The sequence below is a fragment of the Pedobacter sp. 01T416_2 genome (assembly GCF_056398925.1).
In genome coordinates, this window is the sequence record NZ_JBFTQI010000022.1 from 1 (window position 1) to 18306 (window position 18306).

The window sequence follows — 18306 nt, forward strand, 5'->3', positions numbered from 1 at the left end:
CTTGTATTCAGGATTGAAGAAGATGGGGCAACAGCTGCATCCGTTTTTCCAAGAGCGTGCAAAACAAATCAATTTGAGATGCTCAAATACAAAAGGGTTTTGAAAATTGTAAAGAAATAAAATAATTTAAGTGGTATTAAAATGACTAAAGAAGAAATATATAACTTTTTAAAGTTAAATGGCTTTAAGTTAGTTCACCAAGATACTTCGGAGTATTTTAACGATTATTTCGATGTATTTGCGAATGATGTATTTGCGGTAAGATTTAGTAGTACAAAATCTTTTGAAACTGTTGATATACGCAGTAATAAAGAGGAAGAGAATTGGTATGATTTGGCTTTAATAAAGGCATTATTATTTAATGAAGTAGAGCTAAATCAGGTCACTACCATCCAAACTCATATTGAGTTTTTAAGACAAGAATTCCACCGAATTAGTCAATTGTTTGATAAGCAACAATATCTAAACACGAAGATAAGACTTGACGAATTAGGGAATAAGCGAGCAAAGCAAATGTTTCCATCTCAGTTTTAGCATTTAGCTTCCCTCACTGGGTTAAGTTTGAATGATGGCAAAAGCAGAGGTAAAAAAGACCTTACTGTCCGTAGTCTTCAGCGCAGCGTTTGCTTCAACCTCATATTTTTTACATTCTCAATCAAATGGAAACCTTATTTCGGAAATTTTGAAAAATGGCCTAGAAAGAAGAAAATTACTGGAAGTTTGATCATATGGGGTATTTCAGGGAAAATGGCCGGTCGTTCCGTTTTCAAAGTGACGCCGCATTTCGCTTCAAACTGACGCTCGATTACGGAGCAAAGTGGCCGTTTTGAAATGATGTTTGGACCTTTCGTTAAATAAAATAATATAGTATAAAATGGAAACCGACAATTTTAAAATATTAAGAGATAAATGCCTTTTGTTTAATCAGTTCATGATTGATAAAGGATATATTCCTCGGGAACTAATTGAAGCTTATCAAGAAACGAATAAATTGATAGAAATTGCTTATCAGGAAAGAAAAATTAAGCCACTCAAAGCTGCAAGTAAAGATATTGATGATCAGGTAATGAGGCACATGCCACTGTCAGTTGCCTTCGAATTGAAAAAGCTTTTTAAAGAACGGTTAAATGTTGATTTTGAAGCAGTTGATGAGGCTCGCATAAAAGCACTAAAAAAAATTTTAAAGAAAGGAAAAATCAGCTCAGAAAACGAATACGAATTAGTGTTAAATCGCATTGACGAAATTTACGCAGATGATAGTAAATCAGAAGAAATTGAGGAATTAAATAACCTTATCCTGATTTATGATAAAGGCAAGTAATTGTCAATAGTATAATGAAATCGTTAGTAGATACTAGCCCGGCTAACAGTCGGGCTTTGTAATTTAATTAAGGTAAGCTTTCTTTATTTTTGCATTGAACAAATGATTTTTGATACCCTGGAAACCGTATTTTTAGGTAAAATAATATGAATATAGGATTAGCAGTAACAATTACGCAGGAAATCAATAGTAAATAGAAGATCATCCATTCAGTTTCAGATGAGCTTAAGCTGTATTTTCAAAATCGGGATTATGGAGGCGGGATCAAAAGCCTCACCATCGGTATAGTTTGTGTCTCTCCCGGTTTTGAAAAATTTTTCAAAAATGAGAAAGCGAAGTATACCAAAGGCAGAAAAGAATCGATTGTTGAAGGTATACCCTATATAGTGGAAGATTCTTTTGAATATACTGTCAAACTTGAGTATGAAGCCTTCAGAAATGCAAATGACGAGGAAATAAGAAAAATCTTGGCCATGGAGATTTTAGCATCCTTAGTGATTTTTGAAAAGTTTAAATCAAAAATAAAGGACTTTGATTTAGATCGTTTTGAAATGGATTTACACGAATACTTTAAAAGTCAGAATCTGATTTAGTAAGCTTGGAAACTGCCAATCGATTACCAATAATGTGTTCCCTGTAAGGATGCAGAGACGCTGGGATACTTCCTTATTAATGGTATTTACGTAAATATTGGATTTTAGGGGGGCTTATCAAAACTATTTTATGCAGTTCTTATTGAAAGCTGGGTATTTAGTCTAAAATTATGATAAGGGATCATTGAAATTGGTTTATATTTATTCCGAAAAAATGTGACTCTGAAGCTAATCCTGTTTTGGCTTCAGAATTTATTAAGAAAAAAAGATTTTATGATCGGACAATCAAAAAAAATTGAAGAACTTGAATTGCTTAAGGAAGAGGGAATATTCTCGGATCTTGAAAATCTTGCTTTGACTGATGGCTATGTTATTTCAATATTAAAAAATAGTGTAACTGAATTCCAGAACATTGTTAAGCAGAATGGTAGTGACGGTGTGTTCCGTGAAGTAATGTCCTCTACAATAGAAAAGATTGAAGGAAATGAAACTGGATTGGATACCGAAGGTAAAGAAGCAATCTGCTTGTATTTTGAGAAAATGATGGATGCAGTTGAATTAGAATCCTCCGGTGGAATATTGAATACTTGGTTATATGGATTTGATCCACTAGACTTTGAGACAATCGTATAAGTCACATCAAGAATCTTTTTAAAGTGTTATCCAATAAAGGAATTGAATTTATTTTGAATACCAGACTTTAGTTCACGATAAAAATGGTAAAAAGTAAAGTCTGGATATATATAGCAAATTCCATTACCTAATGAATTGGGATTTGCCTATGCTAAATTAATTGATTTATTGGAAATCGACACTAATGCTCTATATCCAACACTCATCAAAGTTTATAACCATAGGTACAAAAGTCTTGATAAGTCTCTATCAGATATCTTGGATATGCAATTAATTTTATGTCCATTGTTGATTGCAGGGATTCTACCAGCCGTAAACCAAGGGGTATGGAAAATTCTTGGCAATGTGGGGCTTAAAGCAATGTAACTAAGGTGTATTTCGAAAAGATAAGATTTAATTTGAAAATATTGATTGATGTTTTTTAGTTTTAGGAAGTTGATTACAGTCAAATAGTTGCAATCTATGGAGGCTATACCTTTTATTGGCTCAAGGTAAAAAAGAAATAAAATATTAGGGTTGAGATATTAGACATGAAATTGAACCCAGAAAAATTAGGTAATTGAATGGCTTTGAGTGGAACAAGGCCCGATTGGGCAAGGTATCAGAGGGAATAAAGGCAAAAAGTTATATCCTTTTGTCTTTAGTATCAATTCTCTAAAAAAAGTACAACGATCTCAATGGGGTAATCAGTAAAAAACTTTACTAGCTGCAAGAATTTACAGAAAAGAAACTGGATGGTCTGGGCTGGAAAGTATCAATTACAGATTGACAATTGTTATTGGCCAGACTATCATTCATTGGAGAAATGATGGCGATGTTATAGCAAAAGAATATCCTACACACTATTATGGTTAGAACAGGTGGTATACAGGTTTAAATGAAATGAGCATTGTATTTAATAACTTAGATGAAACAAAACTTATATATCACACTTATAACCTTGATTTTTACAGGCTGTGGAAACCCGTCAAAAAATGCCAGAAATGATGTTGCTGGTAGCAATTCTTTATCCGTAAAAGACAGTGCTGTGAAAACTCAGGATAATAATATAATTTCTAAGGATACCCTAGTTGCCCCTAAGGTAGAGAAAATTGATCATTTGGGCTATGATAAGGTATTGCTTTTTGAAAAGGATTCAGAGCGGGAGCTACTTTATATCAATGTGGCAAAGAAAAGTCTTAATTTTAAAATATCGTATAAAAATGATACGTCGAAATTCGAACTCTCAGGAAATGCAAAATTACTCAATATTGGAGAGGAGTCGATTTCTGATGAAAACAATAACAATATAGATGTGGCCGAATATGTCTACTACGATCAGGGTTGTGAACTTGTATTCAGGATTGAAGAAGTTGGGGCAACAGTTGCATCCGTTTTTCCAAGAGCGTGCAAAACAAGTCAATTTGAGATGCTAAAATACAAAAGGGTTTTGAAAATTGTAAAGAAATAATTTGATTGTTATGACTCTTTATTAAAAATAACCTGAGGATATGAACATGCTATTTTTTGGAGTGTTAAAATTCTAATTATCAAAGATATATGGATTCTGTACAAGTCCCGTCTATTCCGCGAAAATAATTTCATAGTTTAGCTAAAATCCTGTGAGTTAAACGCTTGCAGGATTTTTCGTTTTCTGGAAGCACTAAGTTATTCATTTCTTCGTAAGAAAAAGGTGAGCAATTCAGCGAGCACATTAAACGGTAGGGGAGCAAAAAAAATGGGAAAATAGGATGGGAGTCTATTTTCAGAATCAGGATCATGGAGGGGGCATCAAAAGCCTTATAGTCGGCGTAGTATGTGTTTCTCCCGGTTTTGATAAATTTTTCAAAAATGAGAAGCGATGTATACCAAAGGCAGAAAGAATCGATTATGAAGGTATACCTTTTACGGTGAAGATTCTTTTAAATACACGCTCAAACTTGAATATGATATTTTGAAAAAAGCAGATAAAGAGGAAATAAGAAAAATCTTGACCGTGGAGATTTTAGCATCCTTAGTGGTTTTTGAAAAGTTTAGATCAAGAATAAAGGACTTTGATTTTGATGGTTTTAGAAAAATTCTTTAAAAGCCAGGAGCTGATTTAGTAAGCTTGGAAGCCGCTAAAATCAATTGTTGCTTCAGGTTCAGCGTTACATTCATTATGTGACAGAATTTGTACTAATTATCAGATTTAATTTGCATTTTAGAGGCGATAATATCTTTCGGGATATTGTCGCTCAAAACGCTTTATCTAATGAGAATACAGACTACCAAAAAACTTGATGCTTATACGCTGACTGAAATCCTGATCGTGCTTGCGATCATCGGGATCCTGATCCTGCTGGCACTGCCCAACCTGATGCCGCTGATCACCAAGGCTAAAACGACTGAAGCGAAGCTGCAGCTGGAACATGTGGCCAAGCTCGAACAGAGTTATTTCTATGAACACTCGAAATATTCGGCCGATCTGGTGGAGATCGGTTTTATCCAGGAGAAACTGACCTCGGATGCGAAGGACGGGAAGGCCAACTATAAGGTTGAAGTGACTGCGGCATCGAACAATACCTTTACGGCAAAGGCCACTGCGGTGGCGGATTTTGACGGTGACGGGACTTTCAATGTATGGCAGATCGACCAGGACAAGAACTTAAAGGAAATTGTGGCGGACTGATGTTGTTTTTGCAGGGAGGGATTATGATGGTACTGGCTGGGATGGTGTATCAGGATTTTAGGTTCAGGGGCATTTACTGGTGGCTTTTTCCGCTATTGTTAATGCTTTTTGTACTGGATGTTTGGCTACGATACTCTTTTGCCCGCCTGGCAGCTACGGCTGGAAGTAATATCATTTTTCTTGTGGTACAGATGTTCTTGCTGACCGGTTATGTTTCATTTAAGAGGCGGAAGCTCACTAATATTTTTAAAGGTTATTTTGGGCTTGGGGATCTTCTTTTTCTCTTGTGCATAGCATTTTATTTTTCTTGTTTGAATTATATTGCTTTTTACCTGCTGAGCCTGATGGTGGTGATTGTACTGACGCTGATCTTTGGCGGCCGTAGCCGTGCAAAAAAGGAAAAGATTCCGCTTGCGGGTTATCAGGCGCTGCTCTTGATCCTGATCATGACAGTCAGTTTTTTTATAAAAAGCGTTAATATCCATTCGGACGAGGTATTTTTTAATCTTTTGCCCTATGGAAATTAGAGCGGAGATATTGGCGCTGGTATCCAAGGAAACCGCTATGCAGTATAGGGTGTTTCCAAAGGAGAATGGTCCACAGGGTGGAATCGAACTTTACTGGGACGGGAATGGTGATGAAGGATCCCTTAGGGACGAACTCGAAGTTGTTCTGGGCTGCGGGGTGAGTCTGTTGGCGCTGGAAAATGCAGAACTGAGTAGACTATTGTCCAAGCATTATCTTGGTGATGTCTCGGTGGGTGCTGAAAAAAAGGAGGTTTCGGTGATCTCGGCGGGGGATGATTTCCTGGGTGTGTTGATCGAGGAGGCGAGAAGGCTCAAGAGCAGTGATATCCATATCGAGACTTTTGAAAAACGCTCCCGGGTACGCGTGCGGATCGATGGGATGATGATTGAGCGTTACCAGATCGAAAAAAAGGATTATCCTTCACTGATCAACAAGATCAAGATCATGGCCAACCTGGATATTGCCGAAAAACGCCTGCCACAGGATGGACGGATCCAGTACAGTTCGGCAAGGCAGAGTGCCTTTGATATCCGGGTTTCGGTGCTGCCTACCCTTTATGGGGAAAAGGTGGTGCTGAGGCTACTCAACAACAGCAGTACGGACATCGACCTGAATACTTTGGGATTGTCCGATCAGGATATGCGGCATTACCTGGAAGGGGTACAGCGCCCGAACGGGATCATCCTGATCAGTGGTCCGACAGGGTCTGGAAAGACGACGACCCTGTATGCAACACTTAAACTATTAAATAAAAGTACGCGCAATATCCTCACGATCGAGGACCCCATAGAATATACCCTGGAAGGGGTCAACCAAGTACAGCTCAGGGAGAATATCGGGCTGGGTTTTGCAGCTACCCTGCGGACTTTTTTAAGGCAGGATCCGGATGTGATCATGGTCGGGGAGATCCGCGACCCGGAGACGGCCAATATGGCCATCCGTGCGGCTTTGACTGGTCACCTGGTTCTGTCAACGATCCATACCAATTCGGCATGGGGTACGGTGGCTAGGCTGATGGATATGGGCATCCCGGGTTTTCTGGTCGCCAATACACTCAATACTACCGTGGCGCAGCGCCTGGTGAGGCTGCTTTGCCCTATTTGCAAAAAAGAGGAAGCGCTGGATACGGGGCTTTATCCGAGGCAGTTCAGGGCGCCTTCAACAGTCGAAAGGCATTTTGTTGCTGCAGGCTGCGAGAAATGTTATTATACCGGTTATAGTGGCAGAAAGGCGGTCTATGAGGTCGTGCCGATCGATGCAGACCTYTCCCAGCAGATCAGGAACGGGAACATGTCCATTGATGGGGTGCTGGCCGAAAAAGGAATCAATACCCTTTCGGGAAATGCCTTTTCGCTCTTTGCGGATGGTCTCACCAGTCTGGAAGAAATTTACCCCTTATTGTTAGCCATCTAGATAATTTTTACGCTCAGAATAATGAAAAACACAAATATATTTTTTAAGACAGGTTGTCTAGTGATGTTACTGCTCGTGCTGAGCTTCTTTAAGGGGTATTCACAGGGAACCGAACAGTCGCAGCGGCTGAAAGCAGTGGAAGAAAGGCTAAAGAATCTTGCGGTGACGGTGCCGGGGCTTAACCAGCCGGTCCAGATCTCGATTTCGGGTGCCTCTGCGCAGGAGTTTTTAAGGGCGCTTGCCCAGTCGAACAACCTGAACATCAATATCGATCCCCAGCTGAGCTTTAAGGTCTATACCAATTTCAGGAACGAAACGGCACTGAACGTGCTGCTTTTTATGGTGAAGGAATATGACCTGGACATCAACCTGATCGGTTCGATCATGTCGGTGACCAAAGCTGCGGTAGCGAAAACCGTTGTAGCGCCGCGGGATATCCGGGTGAATTATAATTCATCGAACGAATATTTGGGTTTTGAGCTCAATAACGATACCTTGGGTCAGGTGGCCAAGAAGATCAGCCAGCTTTCCCAGAAAAATGTGGTGGTGCCGGTCAACCTGATGGACATAAGGGTAAGTGGTTTTATCGCGGCGGCACCCTTTGAGGTAGCACTGGAAAAACTGGCCTATGCCAATTCCCTCAAGATGGACAGGACCAATGACGGGGTGTTTATCTTTCAGTCTTTGCGTGAGGGTGAAGAACTTTACGTGAACGGGGACAAGGCCACTGCAGTGAAAAAATCCAATAAACCGTCTGGACAGGGCGGCGGACAGCCACAGGGGAATTTTAACCTCAGTGCCAGGAAAGATGCACAGGGCAACCGGACAGTAAGCGTTGATGCACTGAATACCCCGATCCTGGACCTGATCAAGTCGGCTTCTGCCGAGGCGGGCGCAAATTATTTTATCTATTCGGATATCAAGGGTACGGTGACTACCAGGCTCAGCGGGATCGGTTACGATTCTTTTCTGACTGCGCTTTTGCAGGGAACTGAATATACCTATAAAAAAGATGGCGGGGTCTACCTGATCGGGGACAGGAAACTGGAAGGCCTTAGGGCTAACCGGATCGTGCAGTTGCAGCACCGGTCTCTGGATACCATCCAGATGATGATCCCGGCAGAATGGAAAAAAGGGGTGGAGATCAAGGAGTTCAGGGAGCAGAATACACTCCTGCTTTCAGGATCATCACCACAGGTGAATGAGATCGAAAACTACATTAAACAGATTGACCGCGTGGTGCCGATGGTGCTGATTGAGGTAACCCTGGTGGATGTACGCAAAGGCAAAACCGTCAAGACCGGGATTTCTGCAGGGGTATCGGACAGTGTGAGGACCGGTGGCACGATCCTGCCGGGGATCGATTATACTTTTGGGGCCAATTCGATCAATGATTTTCTCTCACGGCTGGGGCGCAACGGCTCGGTGAACCTGGGCAGGGTGACCCCGAATTTTTATGTCAAGCTGAGCGCACTGGAGAACAACAGTAATGTGGATATCCGCTCGGTGCCGAAACTCTCTACGCTTAATGGGCATTCAGCAAGCCTGAGTATTGGGAGTTCGCGTTATTATAGCCAAAGGACACAGAACGTGATCCCTTCGCTCAATGCGCAGACGGTGGTAACCGAGCAGTTTACGGAGGTGAATGCCAACCTGGAAATCGATATCAGGCCGGTGGTGTCGGGCGATGACCAGGTGACTTTAAATATTAAAGTGAACATCTCGGACTTTATCGGTAATCCGCCGCTGAACGCGCCGCCGCCCAAATCCACGAGTAAGTTTACCTCGATGATCAGAGCGAGAAATGAAGATATGATCGTGCTGGGCGGCCTGGAAAGGACAGAAAGTAATGAAAGCGGATCCGGTATCCCTATACTTTCGCGTATCCCGGTACTGAAATGGCTATTTAGCAGYAGGGAAAAATCCAATAACAAAGTGGTGACCCTGGTTTTTATCAAACCTACAATCCTGTACTGATCATGTTTGCGCCTTTTGACCATTTGCTCGGGATTGAGATCGTGCTGCTCCAGGAGGGGCAGTACCGCTGCRGCTATGCTGTGGTGTACAGGAAGGGAAATGCCCTGGAGATCCTGGAACATAAACAGGTTGRAGGATCTTTGGTAAAGGTGCTGGAATCCCTTCCAAGGAAATATCCGGTTGCATTGGCACTGAGCGGAAAGGGGATCATCCACAAACAGCTTGAGGCTAAGGGGAACGGACAGTCCGGTTTTTTTAAAGCAGCTTTTCCATCGGTGGAGCAGAAAGAATTTTATCTGCAGGAATTACTGCAGGAAAAGCAGGCCTGGATCAGTATTGTCCGGAAATCCCTGGCTGATGACCTATTGGGTAAACTGAAGGCGGCAGGACTTAAGGTGTATGCCCTGAGCCTGGGCGGGCTGCCCGTTGTGGGGATATGGGACCTGCTTGGGGAAACGGATGGGGGATTTTCGGCTGATGGACATGTTTTTTCGGTGGCCGAGGATGGAAGCTTTTCGGGTTACGGTCATACAGCGGTGCAGGCAGGAGAAAGTAAGGTGGCGCTGGGGAAAAATAAAGTAGCTTCCAGGTGCATATTGCCTTATGCGCTGGCCTTCCAGCTTTTTCTGCATGACCGGGTTGAAATGGTCAAAGCCGACAACGAGAGGGTTGATCTTGTTTTTAGCACCTTTTTGGAAGATTCCGGCCTTAAAAAAATGGCTTCAGTATTTGTTTTTGTGCTTCTGGGCCTGCTGCTCATCAGCTTTTTTATGCTGAGTCATTATAATGCGGAGAATGCAGTTTTGAACGAAAAGGCGGGTCATTTGACGGCTACAGCCGATCAGGGCGATGTACTGAAAAAAGAGATTGCCCAGCAGAAGGCCTTGTTGAAGAAAATGGGATGGAACGGTGGATACAGTTATGCTTTTCTGCTGAACGAGGTCGGAAGCTCCAGGCCCAGGCTGCTGAACCTGACGCAGGTGCAGTTCGGGGAGGAAAAGAAAACGGGTTCTGTGGAACCGGCGGAAAATACGATAAAGATATCGGGAGAAACTGCCGACCTGAGCGCAGTGAACAACTGGATATTTATGCTAAAGGAAAAAAAATGGGTGCGCAGTGTCAGGCTGTTGCGCTACCAGCAGGAGATGGGCGCTGATCGTTATTTCTTTAATCTTTTGATCGGATATTGATATGTTGGAGAAATTAAGTTTAAAGACGAAAAAACTGGCTTTAGGGCTGTTGATGCTGCTGGTGCTTTACCTGGCCTATGTGCTTTCCTTTAAAAAGGCCATTTCGGCAGCGGTGCTTAATACCCAGCTGAAAGCGGTTGGCGCGGGTGGTACAGAACCGCCATTAGCGGTGGCGCAGCTGGAGCGGGAACACGGTTTCTATCTGGCTGTGCTGAAGGGCTATCAGGTACGTTCGGAAGACCGCGAAAGCAGGCTCTGGCAGTCGGTTTCGGGGATGGCGATCACGACGGGGACCGCTATCGGTTTTTCTCCGGAAACAGTTACGGCATTTTCGGATACTGCGGCTGTGGACAGTACGGTGATTTTTGATCGTTTTACTTTTTCGGGCGGGTATAAGAACCTGGTGAGGTTGCTGGATACCCTTTCGAAAGCAAAGGGGATCGGCAGGATCGCGGCTGCGAATCTTGGCAAGGAAAAGGTTTCTTCGCAGGATGAGGGGAAAGAAAAACTGGTGCTCAGACTCAAAATGGCTGGGGTAGGAAGATAACCAAAATATGCCTGACATTTTATTTGTAATGTCTTAACTGGTACGATCTGATATTCCGTGAAAAACCACTGCCTCGCGGAGTTGAAGTAAAACAATCATGGCATATTATAATTGGTATATCAATAGAAAGTCAGCGGGTTTGTAATTGTGTTTTTGACACTTCATATCAGCAAATGTCGATCTTGAGAATTTTAGCTGTTTTTGAAGTCTTATTTTTATTACAGTTTTTTGATTTTATGTTCGGTTTTAATGCGGTGTTGTTTGGGTTGAATGTGTGTTTTGGCGTTTGCTGTGATGGATTCGCCGATTTCTTTTTTTTGTAGTTATTTTTTTGGAATATATTTTTTTATTGGGATATTGTCTGCATAAATTTCTACTGATCATGCATTTATCTATTTCAAACGCTCTCGGTTCCGGCAGCCTTTTGTGGCACCGGGAACAATCCCTTTTTATTTGTTGTCAGGTACGGAATTTAGGTGGCTGAAATCAGCTACCGGCAATGGATCCTCCGTTTTGACCTTAGAAACAAATTAAAATTACGCTCATGATAAGCTGTTACGTGATCGGTGAACTTTCCACCGTAGAGTCGCTCTGTACCTATATCCTTGATTATCCGCTTACGGTCCTGAAGGGCTATTCGGTGCAGCGGCCCGAAAGTTTTGATGCGGTGTATTCGCTCCGGCCCGATATTGTTTTTATTGATTCGGCACTTAATGGTGAACAGGACGCCTGGCTGGAACGCATCAGGCAGTTTTCTTCGGTCGTACTGGTGTCTTCGGGGACCGAACAGGCTTTTGCGGCCTTTGAGCATTTTGCCTTCGATTACCTGATCAAGCCTATAGCTTTTAACCGCTTTGTGAAAAGCATCAACACGTTCGACCATCTTTCCCATTTGGCAAGTTCCGTCTATGTCAAAAACAGGCCGCAGGCTATCGATTCGTTTTTTATAAAGGCAGATTCCAAGGGCTTTAAGGAGGTACTGATCAGATGCGATCAGCTGATCTATATCGAAGCACTGCAGAACTATGTGATTCTGCATATGGAAGGGGGACAGCGTTTTTCCTGCCACAATTCAATGAAGGAAATGGAGGACAGTTTATGTGGGGCCTCTTTTAGCAGGATACATAAGTCTTTCATTATCAATGAGGAAAAGATCACCTCGATCGAGGGGAATATCCTGATCATGAACGGGAACGAAACGGAAAGACTTCCGATAGGCAATACTTACCGGAAGGCTTTTTTTGAAAAAAAAGCACATAAGATGATTAGAAAACAGAAGACAGCGGTGCAGGTACTTTCCTATTCCAAACTGGCGATGTGGCTATTGGGGTTTGGGATGCTGATTGTGGAAATGCAGGCATCGGTTGAGATTTTTATACGGGGCTGAAGAGAATGAAGAATAAAAAATTTTTGATATTGCTGCTGCCGCTATTGGCCGCCTGTAGTGAATTTATTGAACCATCGATCGGATCACGGGAGATTGATCTGCTTGCCCCTGCCAATCGGCTGGAGACCAACAGCTATCAGCAGACTTTTTGGTGGAACCCGATGGCCGATGCGCTTTATTATCGGCTTCAGGTGGTTTCGCCGCGTTTTGACAGTGTGAGCAAGGTTTTGCTGGATACGCTGATCAACAAGGATAAATTTGTCTATACCCTTGATCCAGGAAGCTATGAGTGGCGGGTGAGGGGAGAGAACGGTAGCAGTGCAAGCGCTTATACGCAAAGGTCGCTGGTGATCTATCCTTCTTCGTTGAGTGATCAGGTGCTGCAGCTGAGCCTGCCTTCAAACGGCCTTTCGGTATCGAAGCCGCAGGTGCGGTATGAATGGCTGAAACTTTTTGGGGCCACAACTTACCGCTTACAGGTGGACCGGAACAACTTTCTTGACGAAAAGAACATGGACCTGAACATCACGACCGAAAACCTGGTTTTTCTGCAGACCCTGAGCGCGGAGGGCAATTACCAGTTTAGGGTAAGGGCAGAAAATGCCACGCAGAACTCAAAATGGAGCACGATAAGAACGCTCACTTATGATGCCACCGGGCCCGAGCGTCCGGTGCTGAGTACGCCCCTGAACAGGCAGTTGGTTTCAAGGCCGGTCAGACTGGTCTGGAACAAGGTTTCGGATGCGGACAAGTATGAGCTATGGGTATACAAAAGCGATGGGGACACGCCCTACAATTCCAGTTATCCAAAAATCCTGACCGCAACCGAGTTCAGTTTTGATGCGGGGGATCCTGGCGAGGTGGTGGCCTGGAGGCTGAGGGCGTTTGATAAGGCGGGCAATGTTGGGGCATACAGCGAACTGCGGACTTTTACCATTCAATAAAGGCTGATGAAAGATAAGAAAATGACCTACCTTTTGATCTGCTGCGTAGCGGTGGTATGGGGCGTGATCTTTTACCGTGTGTTTTCCGGCCTGGCATCCGAAGCACCTGAGCTGCCGGTAGCCAAAACCCTTAAGGGGGGGTATTTTAACCTGGTCGACCATGCAGGCGATACGGTACGGCTTGATCTTTCCTATAACGATCCCTTTTCGGAAACTTATGCGGAAACACCGCCGGAAACGCTTCCTGAAAAGAGTTCATTAATTTCCCAGCCCCAGGTGGTACCTTTAAAGCCTAAAACGGACTGGTCGGGGATTGTTTACAGCGGCCAGCTCTACAACAGTGTGCAGCGCAGGCACGTGGCGATTATCAATGTCAAGGGCCGTGAAGTGATGCTTAGTGAGGGGGAGCGTGGGGAAGGACTGAAATTTGTCAAACGTATAGGTGACTCCATCAAAGTGGAGTACCAGGGCGCAAGCCGGTATTTATCGATTATTAGATGAGATTTTTATATATAACTTTATTGCTGCTTCCGATGTGCACCTTCGTGGCCAGGGCGCAGCGCATGCGGAATTATTTTGATGCGGATAGCTATACCCATACCATCAGTTTCGAGGGCTATAAGGCGGTTTTTCGTCTGCAGTCGCCAGATAAAAGCCCTCAGGCTATCGGGATGGACGTGAAATATGCCTGGTTCAGCGGGAACCGGATCAACTGGACCCAAGGGGGCTATAGTGGTAAGCTCCTGGATGGACCTTACTCGGAATTCTATGAGAACAAGGCATTAAAAACACAAGGGTATTTTGACATGGGCCTGAAAAGCGGAGAGTGGAAAAGCTGGAATGAAAAGGGACTGCCGGATTCGGTGGCGAACTATTCCAACGGAAAGCTCAGCGGACGTTTCGAACGTTATGATGCATCAGGTGGGCTATTGGTAAAAGGGAAATACCGTAAAGGACTGATCAACGGGAAACTGGAAAGGCGCGTTTCGGCTGACAGCGTGCTGGTGACCAGGTATAAAAACGGAAAGATCAGCCCGGAAAAACCTTCAAAGATAAAGGCTTGGGTGAAAAAAATATTCAGGAAGGATAAAAAACGTACAGATGGAACAAAGGGCAAGGAGAGACCAAAAAACTAATGATTCCTTTGAAGATTGTTTCAGCGGTTTGACATTGGATGGCGATTGGTGGAACCTAGGTGTTGTTGCTAAGCGCCATAAATTCCCAGGCCCATGTTAAAGGCCGGCGCACTGTATTTTGCGGTGATCTCCGCTTTTCTGATCGCGGTCATCTGCGCTTCGCTGATCATGATCGCGGCCTATTACAGGGAAAGTTACCTCAGGGAGCTGAGACGGGCCAGGCTGGAGAGGAACATGGATTCCTCGGTTGCTTATGTGTTAAAGCATCGGGGGTCTTTGGGGATGGACAGCATAAGGATGGATCTTTTGGGAGAAGGCACGGACAGCGTGAGCATCAACAGCGGCTTGTGGGGGATTTTTGAATGTCCGGTCATCAGGGCATTCGTCTCTACCGATACGATAAAGAAAAGTTTTTTGATCGGCATGGATACGCGGATGGATACCCTTGCACTTTACCTGAGCGATGAGGACCGGCCGTTGTCGGTCAGTGGCGATACACGGGTTACTGGAGATGCAGAAGTTCCGAAATCGGGGATGCGCAAATCTTATGTGGAGAACAGGCCCTATTCAGGGGACAGGCTCGTTTACGGGAAAATACTGGAAAGTGGTCGTACACTTTCTCCCTTATCGGGCGATATGATAAAGGCGCTGGAAAAGGAACTGAACAGAGATCTTTCAACAATGGAGGTGTTAACTGGGCAAAATATGGAGGTTTCCTTTTTTGGACCTAGAAAGGTCTTTTCGGTTCCCCAGGCCGGACAGGTTACCGGGGAGCTCTCGGGACAGCTTGTGCTGCATTCGGATACTTCGGTATTTATTTCCAGGACTGCAAAGCTGAACAATGTTATCGTTTATGCGCATAGCATTACCGTGGAGGAAGGATTTGAGGGCAACTGCCAGCTATTTGCAAGGGATTCCATTGTCGTTGGTGACAAAGTAGTGCTGCATTATCCTTCGGTGCTGGGACTGGTAGCTAAGGAAAAAATGGTCGACCAGGCCAGGATTTTGGTGGGGAAAGATGTAAGTATCGCTGGAATGGTGTTTAGCTATGAGCCAAAAAGATCGGCGCTGCAGACCATGATCAGTCTTTCAGAGCGGACGGAGGTAAAGGGAGAGGTTTATTCAACGGGCCTGGTGAAGCTGGGTAAAGGGGTGAGCGTGGAAGGCAAGACTTCCTGTAACCGCTTTATCATGCAGACGCCGACAACACTATATGAGAATTTTTTGGTGGATGTCACGCTGAACCGCAGGGCAAGGGACAGGCATTATCTTTCTTCGCCATTATTTGAGGCAAAGGTACAACAGAAAGGGATATTGAAATGGTTAAACTAAAGGCGAAGAAAATAGAAGCTTCGACACTCGTCGAAGTGCTTATTGCCATGGTGGTGATCATGGCGGTATTCTCGGTGGCTATTGGTGTGTTCAGCAATGTGCTGAGCGGTGGGATTTCCCTAAAAAAAATACAGGTGCAGGCACAGATGGAGGTGCTCATCAAACAGTTCAGGGAAGAAGGTTTAAAGGAGGATCGGATGCTGAAGATTGACAGTGTGGATTATGAACTGATCTGCAGTGAAAGTGATATCCAGGGCATGTCGCGGCTGGAGATCAGGGCGAGCGAGCGGGGAAGGTCCTTGGGCAGTCTAAAATGTTTATTAAGCGGTGATAATGGAAAAGGGGAAGATTGAGGCCTATACACTGATGGAAATCGCAGTGTCCATGCTGCTGGCAGGGCTCTGTATCAGCATCTGTTATATGGCCTATGGGCTGATCGGGAATTATTTTAGTGCCTTTGAAAAAAAGAACAATAGTGTACAGCTCGTGCTTGGCCTGCAGCGGGCGATGGGCAGGGACATTGATCAGGGCAGGGTTTTGCTAAGGACTGCTGATGGTTTTGAAGTGCGTCAGGACAGTATCCTGGTCCGCTACCGTTTCGGTGGCGGGGTAATCAGCCGGGAGGTGGAAGGCTTGAGAACAGACAGTTTTGTGTTTGCGCCGACAGAAGTAGGTTTTCGTTTTGAAGGCCGGGAGGCTGTTGAAGGAGATACGGTTGACCAGGTGGGCTTTGTGCTCGGCCTGGAAAAAGGAGGAAAAGTGCCCATGGTATTTAAAAAGTTTTACAGTGCCCAGGATTTATTCAGATAATCAGCTATGGCATCAATAGATATATCGGCGTACGGAAAAAAGAACAGACCAAAGGCAAAGCCTGGGGGTAATGGGCTATTGGAGCTGCTGGGCAAGGATATTTCCTTTGGTGATGGCCAGCTCAGTGACCGAAAAAAAGAAGGTTTTTACAATGAGCTGGGCACGCTGATCCGTTCGGGAATTGATCTCCGATCGGCTTTGGAGCTTACTGCGGGATCCTATACCAATAAAAAGGATATGGCGCTTTTTGCTTCGGTGCTGCAGCAGGTGATCAGCGGAAAATCCCTTTCCGAAACGATGCAGGGAGAAAAGAAATTCAGTGCCTATGAGTTTTACAGTATCAGGATCGGGGAGGAAACCGGAAGGCTGGCTGAGGTGCTGGGTGAACTGGCGAAATACTACAGGGCCAAGATCAGCCAGCGCAGGAAGATCATAGGGGCAATCACCTATCCGCTGCTGGTCCTGGTGACTTCGTTTGCCGCGGTATTTTTTATGATCAAGTTTGTGGTACCGATGTTTGCCGATGTTTTTAAACGTTTTGGTGGAAAACTGCCTTATCTGACCTCGTTGATTGTTAGTTTTTCAGACTGGTTCGACCGTTATATCTACCTGATGCTCGGCATCATTGTACTGATGGTGGTACTGGTCCTGGTGAACCGGAAAATGCCTTGGTTCAAGAAGTATAGTGCGCTGACGCTGCTGCGGATCCCGGTGGTGGGTGAGATTACCAAGAAGATCTACCTGGCACAGTTTGCCAATACGATGAGGCTGCTGACCGAGACCAATACCCCATTGCTTCAGGCACTGGAACTGGTGCGGCAGATGATTACTTTTTATCCGGTGGAACAGTCGCTCAGGCTGGCCCAGGGGGATATCCTGTTGGGCAGCAGTCTGTCAACAGCATTGTCCAAATATGATTTTTATCCGGTAAAGTTTATCCAGATGATCCGTATAGCGGAAGAGGTGAACAAGCTGGAGCACTTCTTTGAGCAGCTGTCCCAGCAGTATACCGAGGAAGTGGAATATAAGACCAATGCGATCAGCGGACTGCTGGAGCCTTTGATCATTATCTTTCTAGGCCTGGTGGTTGGGGTAATCCTGATCGCAATGTACCTGCCCATGTTCCAGATGAGCAGTACTTTTTAAAATATTAGTCGCCAAAAAAAGTCATCACTCCAGAAGCTCAGTTCGTCACTTGATTCCGATCGTTCGTCAAAAAGATTTAATAATTTTTTAACAGTAGCCTATCTTTAAAATGAAGATTTTATAAATACCAATGGATAGTATGATGTAGTAGTAACTATCGTCAACTAACTTTTGGCAAAATTATACCAATCCATTATTCTAAAAATAGGAAATATGCTAAAAAACCTCTCAACACTGTTGCTGATTTTCAGCTCTTTTGTTTTTCGCGTACATGCACAATTTGGAACTGCCTCAGTAATGCCGCCGGGCCCCGAGGCAGCTGCACTTTCAAAATATGCTGATGTTCCTGTTAGTTATTATAGCGGTAAACCCGAAATCGACATTCCACTGTATACACTAAAATCGGGAGATATATCAGTGCCATTGTCAATTTCTTACTATACATCCGGCGTCAAAGTCGAAGATCCGTCTACCTGTTTAGGTGTGGGCTGGGTAATTAACTCTGGTGGCGTGATCTCAAGATCAATCCGCGGTAGTTCTGATGGCGTTGGTACCAATGTTAATAATGGATTGCCAATTGCCTCGTCAACTACGGTTGCTGATTATATTACAATCTCCAATTTGGCGGCGACACCTTACCCAAGTATCGAGCCCGATATCTTTTACTATAATTTTGCAGGATATTCGGGATCTTTTTAC

Annotated in this window: 22 protein-coding genes; all 22 read left to right on the forward strand. The window is 44.2% G+C overall.

Features of this window, described 5'->3' with window-relative positions; translation table 11 throughout:
- Positions 1–141: 141 nt before the first annotated feature.
- The gene (locus AC1DPQ_RS02030) at positions 142–534 is read left to right on the forward strand and encodes a hypothetical protein (protein ID WP_477585296.1); all 393 of its coding nucleotides are present in this window, start codon (positions 142–144) and stop codon (positions 532–534) included.
- Positions 535–874: 340 nt separating this feature from the next.
- Positions 875–1321 carry a hypothetical protein gene (locus AC1DPQ_RS02035; protein ID WP_477585297.1) on the forward strand — a complete coding sequence of 149 codons (447 nt, stop codon included), beginning with the start codon at positions 875–877 and terminating at the stop codon, positions 1319–1321.
- A 386-nt stretch (positions 1322–1707) separates the two neighbouring features.
- A complete protein-coding gene (locus AC1DPQ_RS02040) occupies positions 1708–1914 on the forward strand; it encodes a hypothetical protein (protein ID WP_477585298.1) in 207 nt (68 codons plus the stop codon).
- Positions 1915–2130: 216 nt separating this feature from the next.
- A complete protein-coding gene (locus AC1DPQ_RS02045; protein WP_477585299.1) occupies positions 2131–2547 on the forward strand; it encodes a DUF4844 domain-containing protein in 417 nt (138 codons plus the stop codon).
- A gap of 117 nt (positions 2548–2664) precedes the next feature.
- Positions 2665–2913 (forward strand): hypothetical protein, encoded by a 249-nt coding sequence (locus AC1DPQ_RS02050; protein ID WP_477582177.1) that lies wholly within the window; start codon positions 2665–2667, stop codon positions 2911–2913.
- 541 nt (positions 2914–3454) lie between these two features.
- Positions 3455–3997, forward strand: a complete 543-nt coding sequence (locus AC1DPQ_RS02055) for a hypothetical protein (RefSeq protein WP_477607708.1) — start codon at positions 3455–3457, stop codon at positions 3995–3997.
- Positions 3998–4480: 483 nt separating this feature from the next.
- Complete coding sequence (locus AC1DPQ_RS02060; RefSeq protein WP_477582165.1) at positions 4481–4612, forward strand: hypothetical protein; 132 nt, start codon at positions 4481–4483, stop codon at positions 4610–4612.
- A 168-nt stretch (positions 4613–4780) separates the two neighbouring features.
- Positions 4781–5197 (forward strand): type IV pilin protein, encoded by a 417-nt coding sequence (locus tag AC1DPQ_RS02065; RefSeq protein ID WP_138821434.1) that lies wholly within the window; start codon positions 4781–4783, stop codon positions 5195–5197.
- A complete protein-coding gene (locus tag AC1DPQ_RS02070; protein WP_477582167.1) occupies positions 5149–5724 on the forward strand; it encodes a hypothetical protein in 576 nt (191 codons plus the stop codon). The genes AC1DPQ_RS02065 and AC1DPQ_RS02070 overlap by 49 nt, the downstream gene beginning before the upstream one ends.
- Entirely contained in the window at positions 5714–7138 is a 1425-nt protein-coding gene (locus tag AC1DPQ_RS02075; RefSeq protein WP_477582169.1) for a GspE/PulE family protein, read from the forward strand. Before AC1DPQ_RS02070 ends, AC1DPQ_RS02075 begins: the two co-directional genes overlap by 11 nt.
- 21 nt (positions 7139–7159) lie before the next feature.
- Positions 7160–9115 carry a type II secretion system protein GspD gene (locus tag AC1DPQ_RS02080; RefSeq protein ID WP_477582171.1) on the forward strand — a complete coding sequence of 652 codons (1956 nt, stop codon included), beginning with the start codon at positions 7160–7162 and terminating at the stop codon, positions 9113–9115.
- 2 nt (positions 9116–9117) lie between these two features.
- On the forward strand, positions 9118–10305 hold the full coding sequence (locus tag AC1DPQ_RS02085) for a hypothetical protein (protein ID WP_477607710.1): 1188 nt from the start codon (positions 9118–9120) through the stop codon (positions 10303–10305).
- Between the two features lies 1 nt (position 10306).
- Positions 10307–10852 (forward strand): hypothetical protein, encoded by a 546-nt coding sequence (locus AC1DPQ_RS02090; RefSeq protein WP_477607712.1) that lies wholly within the window; start codon positions 10307–10309, stop codon positions 10850–10852.
- Between the two features lie 544 nt (positions 10853–11396).
- Positions 11397–12239 carry a LytR/AlgR family response regulator transcription factor gene (locus AC1DPQ_RS02095; protein WP_477607714.1) on the forward strand — a complete coding sequence of 281 codons (843 nt, stop codon included), beginning with the start codon at positions 11397–11399 and terminating at the stop codon, positions 12237–12239.
- A 5-nt stretch (positions 12240–12244) separates the two neighbouring features.
- Positions 12245–13183, forward strand: a complete 939-nt coding sequence (locus AC1DPQ_RS02100; RefSeq protein ID WP_477607716.1) for a hypothetical protein — start codon at positions 12245–12247, stop codon at positions 13181–13183.
- A gap of 6 nt (positions 13184–13189) precedes the next feature.
- Entirely contained in the window at positions 13190–13684 is a 495-nt protein-coding gene (locus AC1DPQ_RS02105) for a hypothetical protein (RefSeq protein WP_477607718.1), read from the forward strand.
- Positions 13681–14319, forward strand: a complete 639-nt coding sequence (locus AC1DPQ_RS02110; RefSeq protein ID WP_477607720.1) for a toxin-antitoxin system YwqK family antitoxin — start codon at positions 13681–13683, stop codon at positions 14317–14319. Before AC1DPQ_RS02105 ends, AC1DPQ_RS02110 begins: the two co-directional genes overlap by 4 nt.
- Before the next feature lie 93 nt (positions 14320–14412).
- Positions 14413–15651: a hypothetical protein gene (locus AC1DPQ_RS02115; RefSeq protein ID WP_477584955.1), complete on the forward strand. Its 1239-nt coding sequence runs from the start codon at positions 14413–14415 to the stop codon at positions 15649–15651.
- The gene (locus tag AC1DPQ_RS02120) at positions 15639–16004 is read left to right on the forward strand and encodes a type II secretion system protein (protein WP_477607722.1); all 366 of its coding nucleotides are present in this window, start codon (positions 15639–15641) and stop codon (positions 16002–16004) included. Before AC1DPQ_RS02115 ends, AC1DPQ_RS02120 begins: the two co-directional genes overlap by 13 nt.
- Positions 16005–16017: 13 nt before the next feature.
- Positions 16018–16461, forward strand: coding sequence for a hypothetical protein (locus tag AC1DPQ_RS02125; RefSeq protein ID WP_477607724.1), 444 nt, complete (start codon positions 16018–16020; stop codon positions 16459–16461).
- A 6-nt stretch (positions 16462–16467) separates the two neighbouring features.
- Positions 16468–17607, forward strand: coding sequence for a type II secretion system F family protein (locus AC1DPQ_RS02130; RefSeq protein ID WP_477584901.1), 1140 nt, complete (start codon positions 16468–16470; stop codon positions 17605–17607).
- Between the two features lie 213 nt (positions 17608–17820).
- Positions 17821–18306, forward strand: a 486-nt coding sequence (locus tag AC1DPQ_RS02135; RefSeq protein WP_477607726.1) for a hypothetical protein, incomplete at its 3' end; no start/stop codon positions are given.

Bases quoted from the DNA above. Each gene is read 5' to 3' on its own strand.
- AC1DPQ_RS02090 (WP_477607712.1), top strand. From the start codon at position 10,307: ATGTTGGAGAAATTAAGTTTAAAGACGAAAAAACTGGCTTTAGGGCTG.
- AC1DPQ_RS02105 (WP_477607718.1), top strand. From the start codon at position 13,190: ATGAAAGATAAGAAAATGACCTACCTTTTGATCTGCTGCGTAGCGGTG.
- AC1DPQ_RS02055 (WP_477607708.1), top strand. From the start codon at position 3,455: ATGAAACAAAACTTATATATCACACTTATAACCTTGATTTTTACAGGC.
- AC1DPQ_RS02125 (WP_477607724.1), top strand. From the start codon at position 16,018: ATGGAAATCGCAGTGTCCATGCTGCTGGCAGGGCTCTGTATCAGCATC.
- AC1DPQ_RS02115 (WP_477584955.1), top strand. From the start codon at position 14,413: ATGTTAAAGGCCGGCGCACTGTATTTTGCGGTGATCTCCGCTTTTCTG.
- AC1DPQ_RS02035 (WP_477585297.1), top strand. From the start codon at position 875: ATGGAAACCGACAATTTTAAAATATTAAGAGATAAATGCCTTTTGTTT.
- AC1DPQ_RS02095 (WP_477607714.1), top strand. From the start codon at position 11,397: ATGATAAGCTGTTACGTGATCGGTGAACTTTCCACCGTAGAGTCGCTC.
- AC1DPQ_RS02065 (WP_138821434.1), top strand. From the start codon at position 4,781: ATGAGAATACAGACTACCAAAAAACTTGATGCTTATACGCTGACTGAA.
- AC1DPQ_RS02110 (WP_477607720.1), top strand. From the start codon at position 13,681: ATGAGATTTTTATATATAACTTTATTGCTGCTTCCGATGTGCACCTTC.
- AC1DPQ_RS02130 (WP_477584901.1), top strand. From the start codon at position 16,468: ATGGCATCAATAGATATATCGGCGTACGGAAAAAAGAACAGACCAAAG.
- AC1DPQ_RS02120 (WP_477607722.1), top strand. From the start codon at position 15,639: ATGGTTAAACTAAAGGCGAAGAAAATAGAAGCTTCGACACTCGTCGAA.
- AC1DPQ_RS02030 (WP_477585296.1), top strand. From the start codon at position 142: ATGACTAAAGAAGAAATATATAACTTTTTAAAGTTAAATGGCTTTAAG.
- AC1DPQ_RS02070 (WP_477582167.1), top strand. From the start codon at position 5,149: ATGGCAGATCGACCAGGACAAGAACTTAAAGGAAATTGTGGCGGACTG.
- AC1DPQ_RS02100 (WP_477607716.1), top strand. From the start codon at position 12,245: ATGAAGAATAAAAAATTTTTGATATTGCTGCTGCCGCTATTGGCCGCC.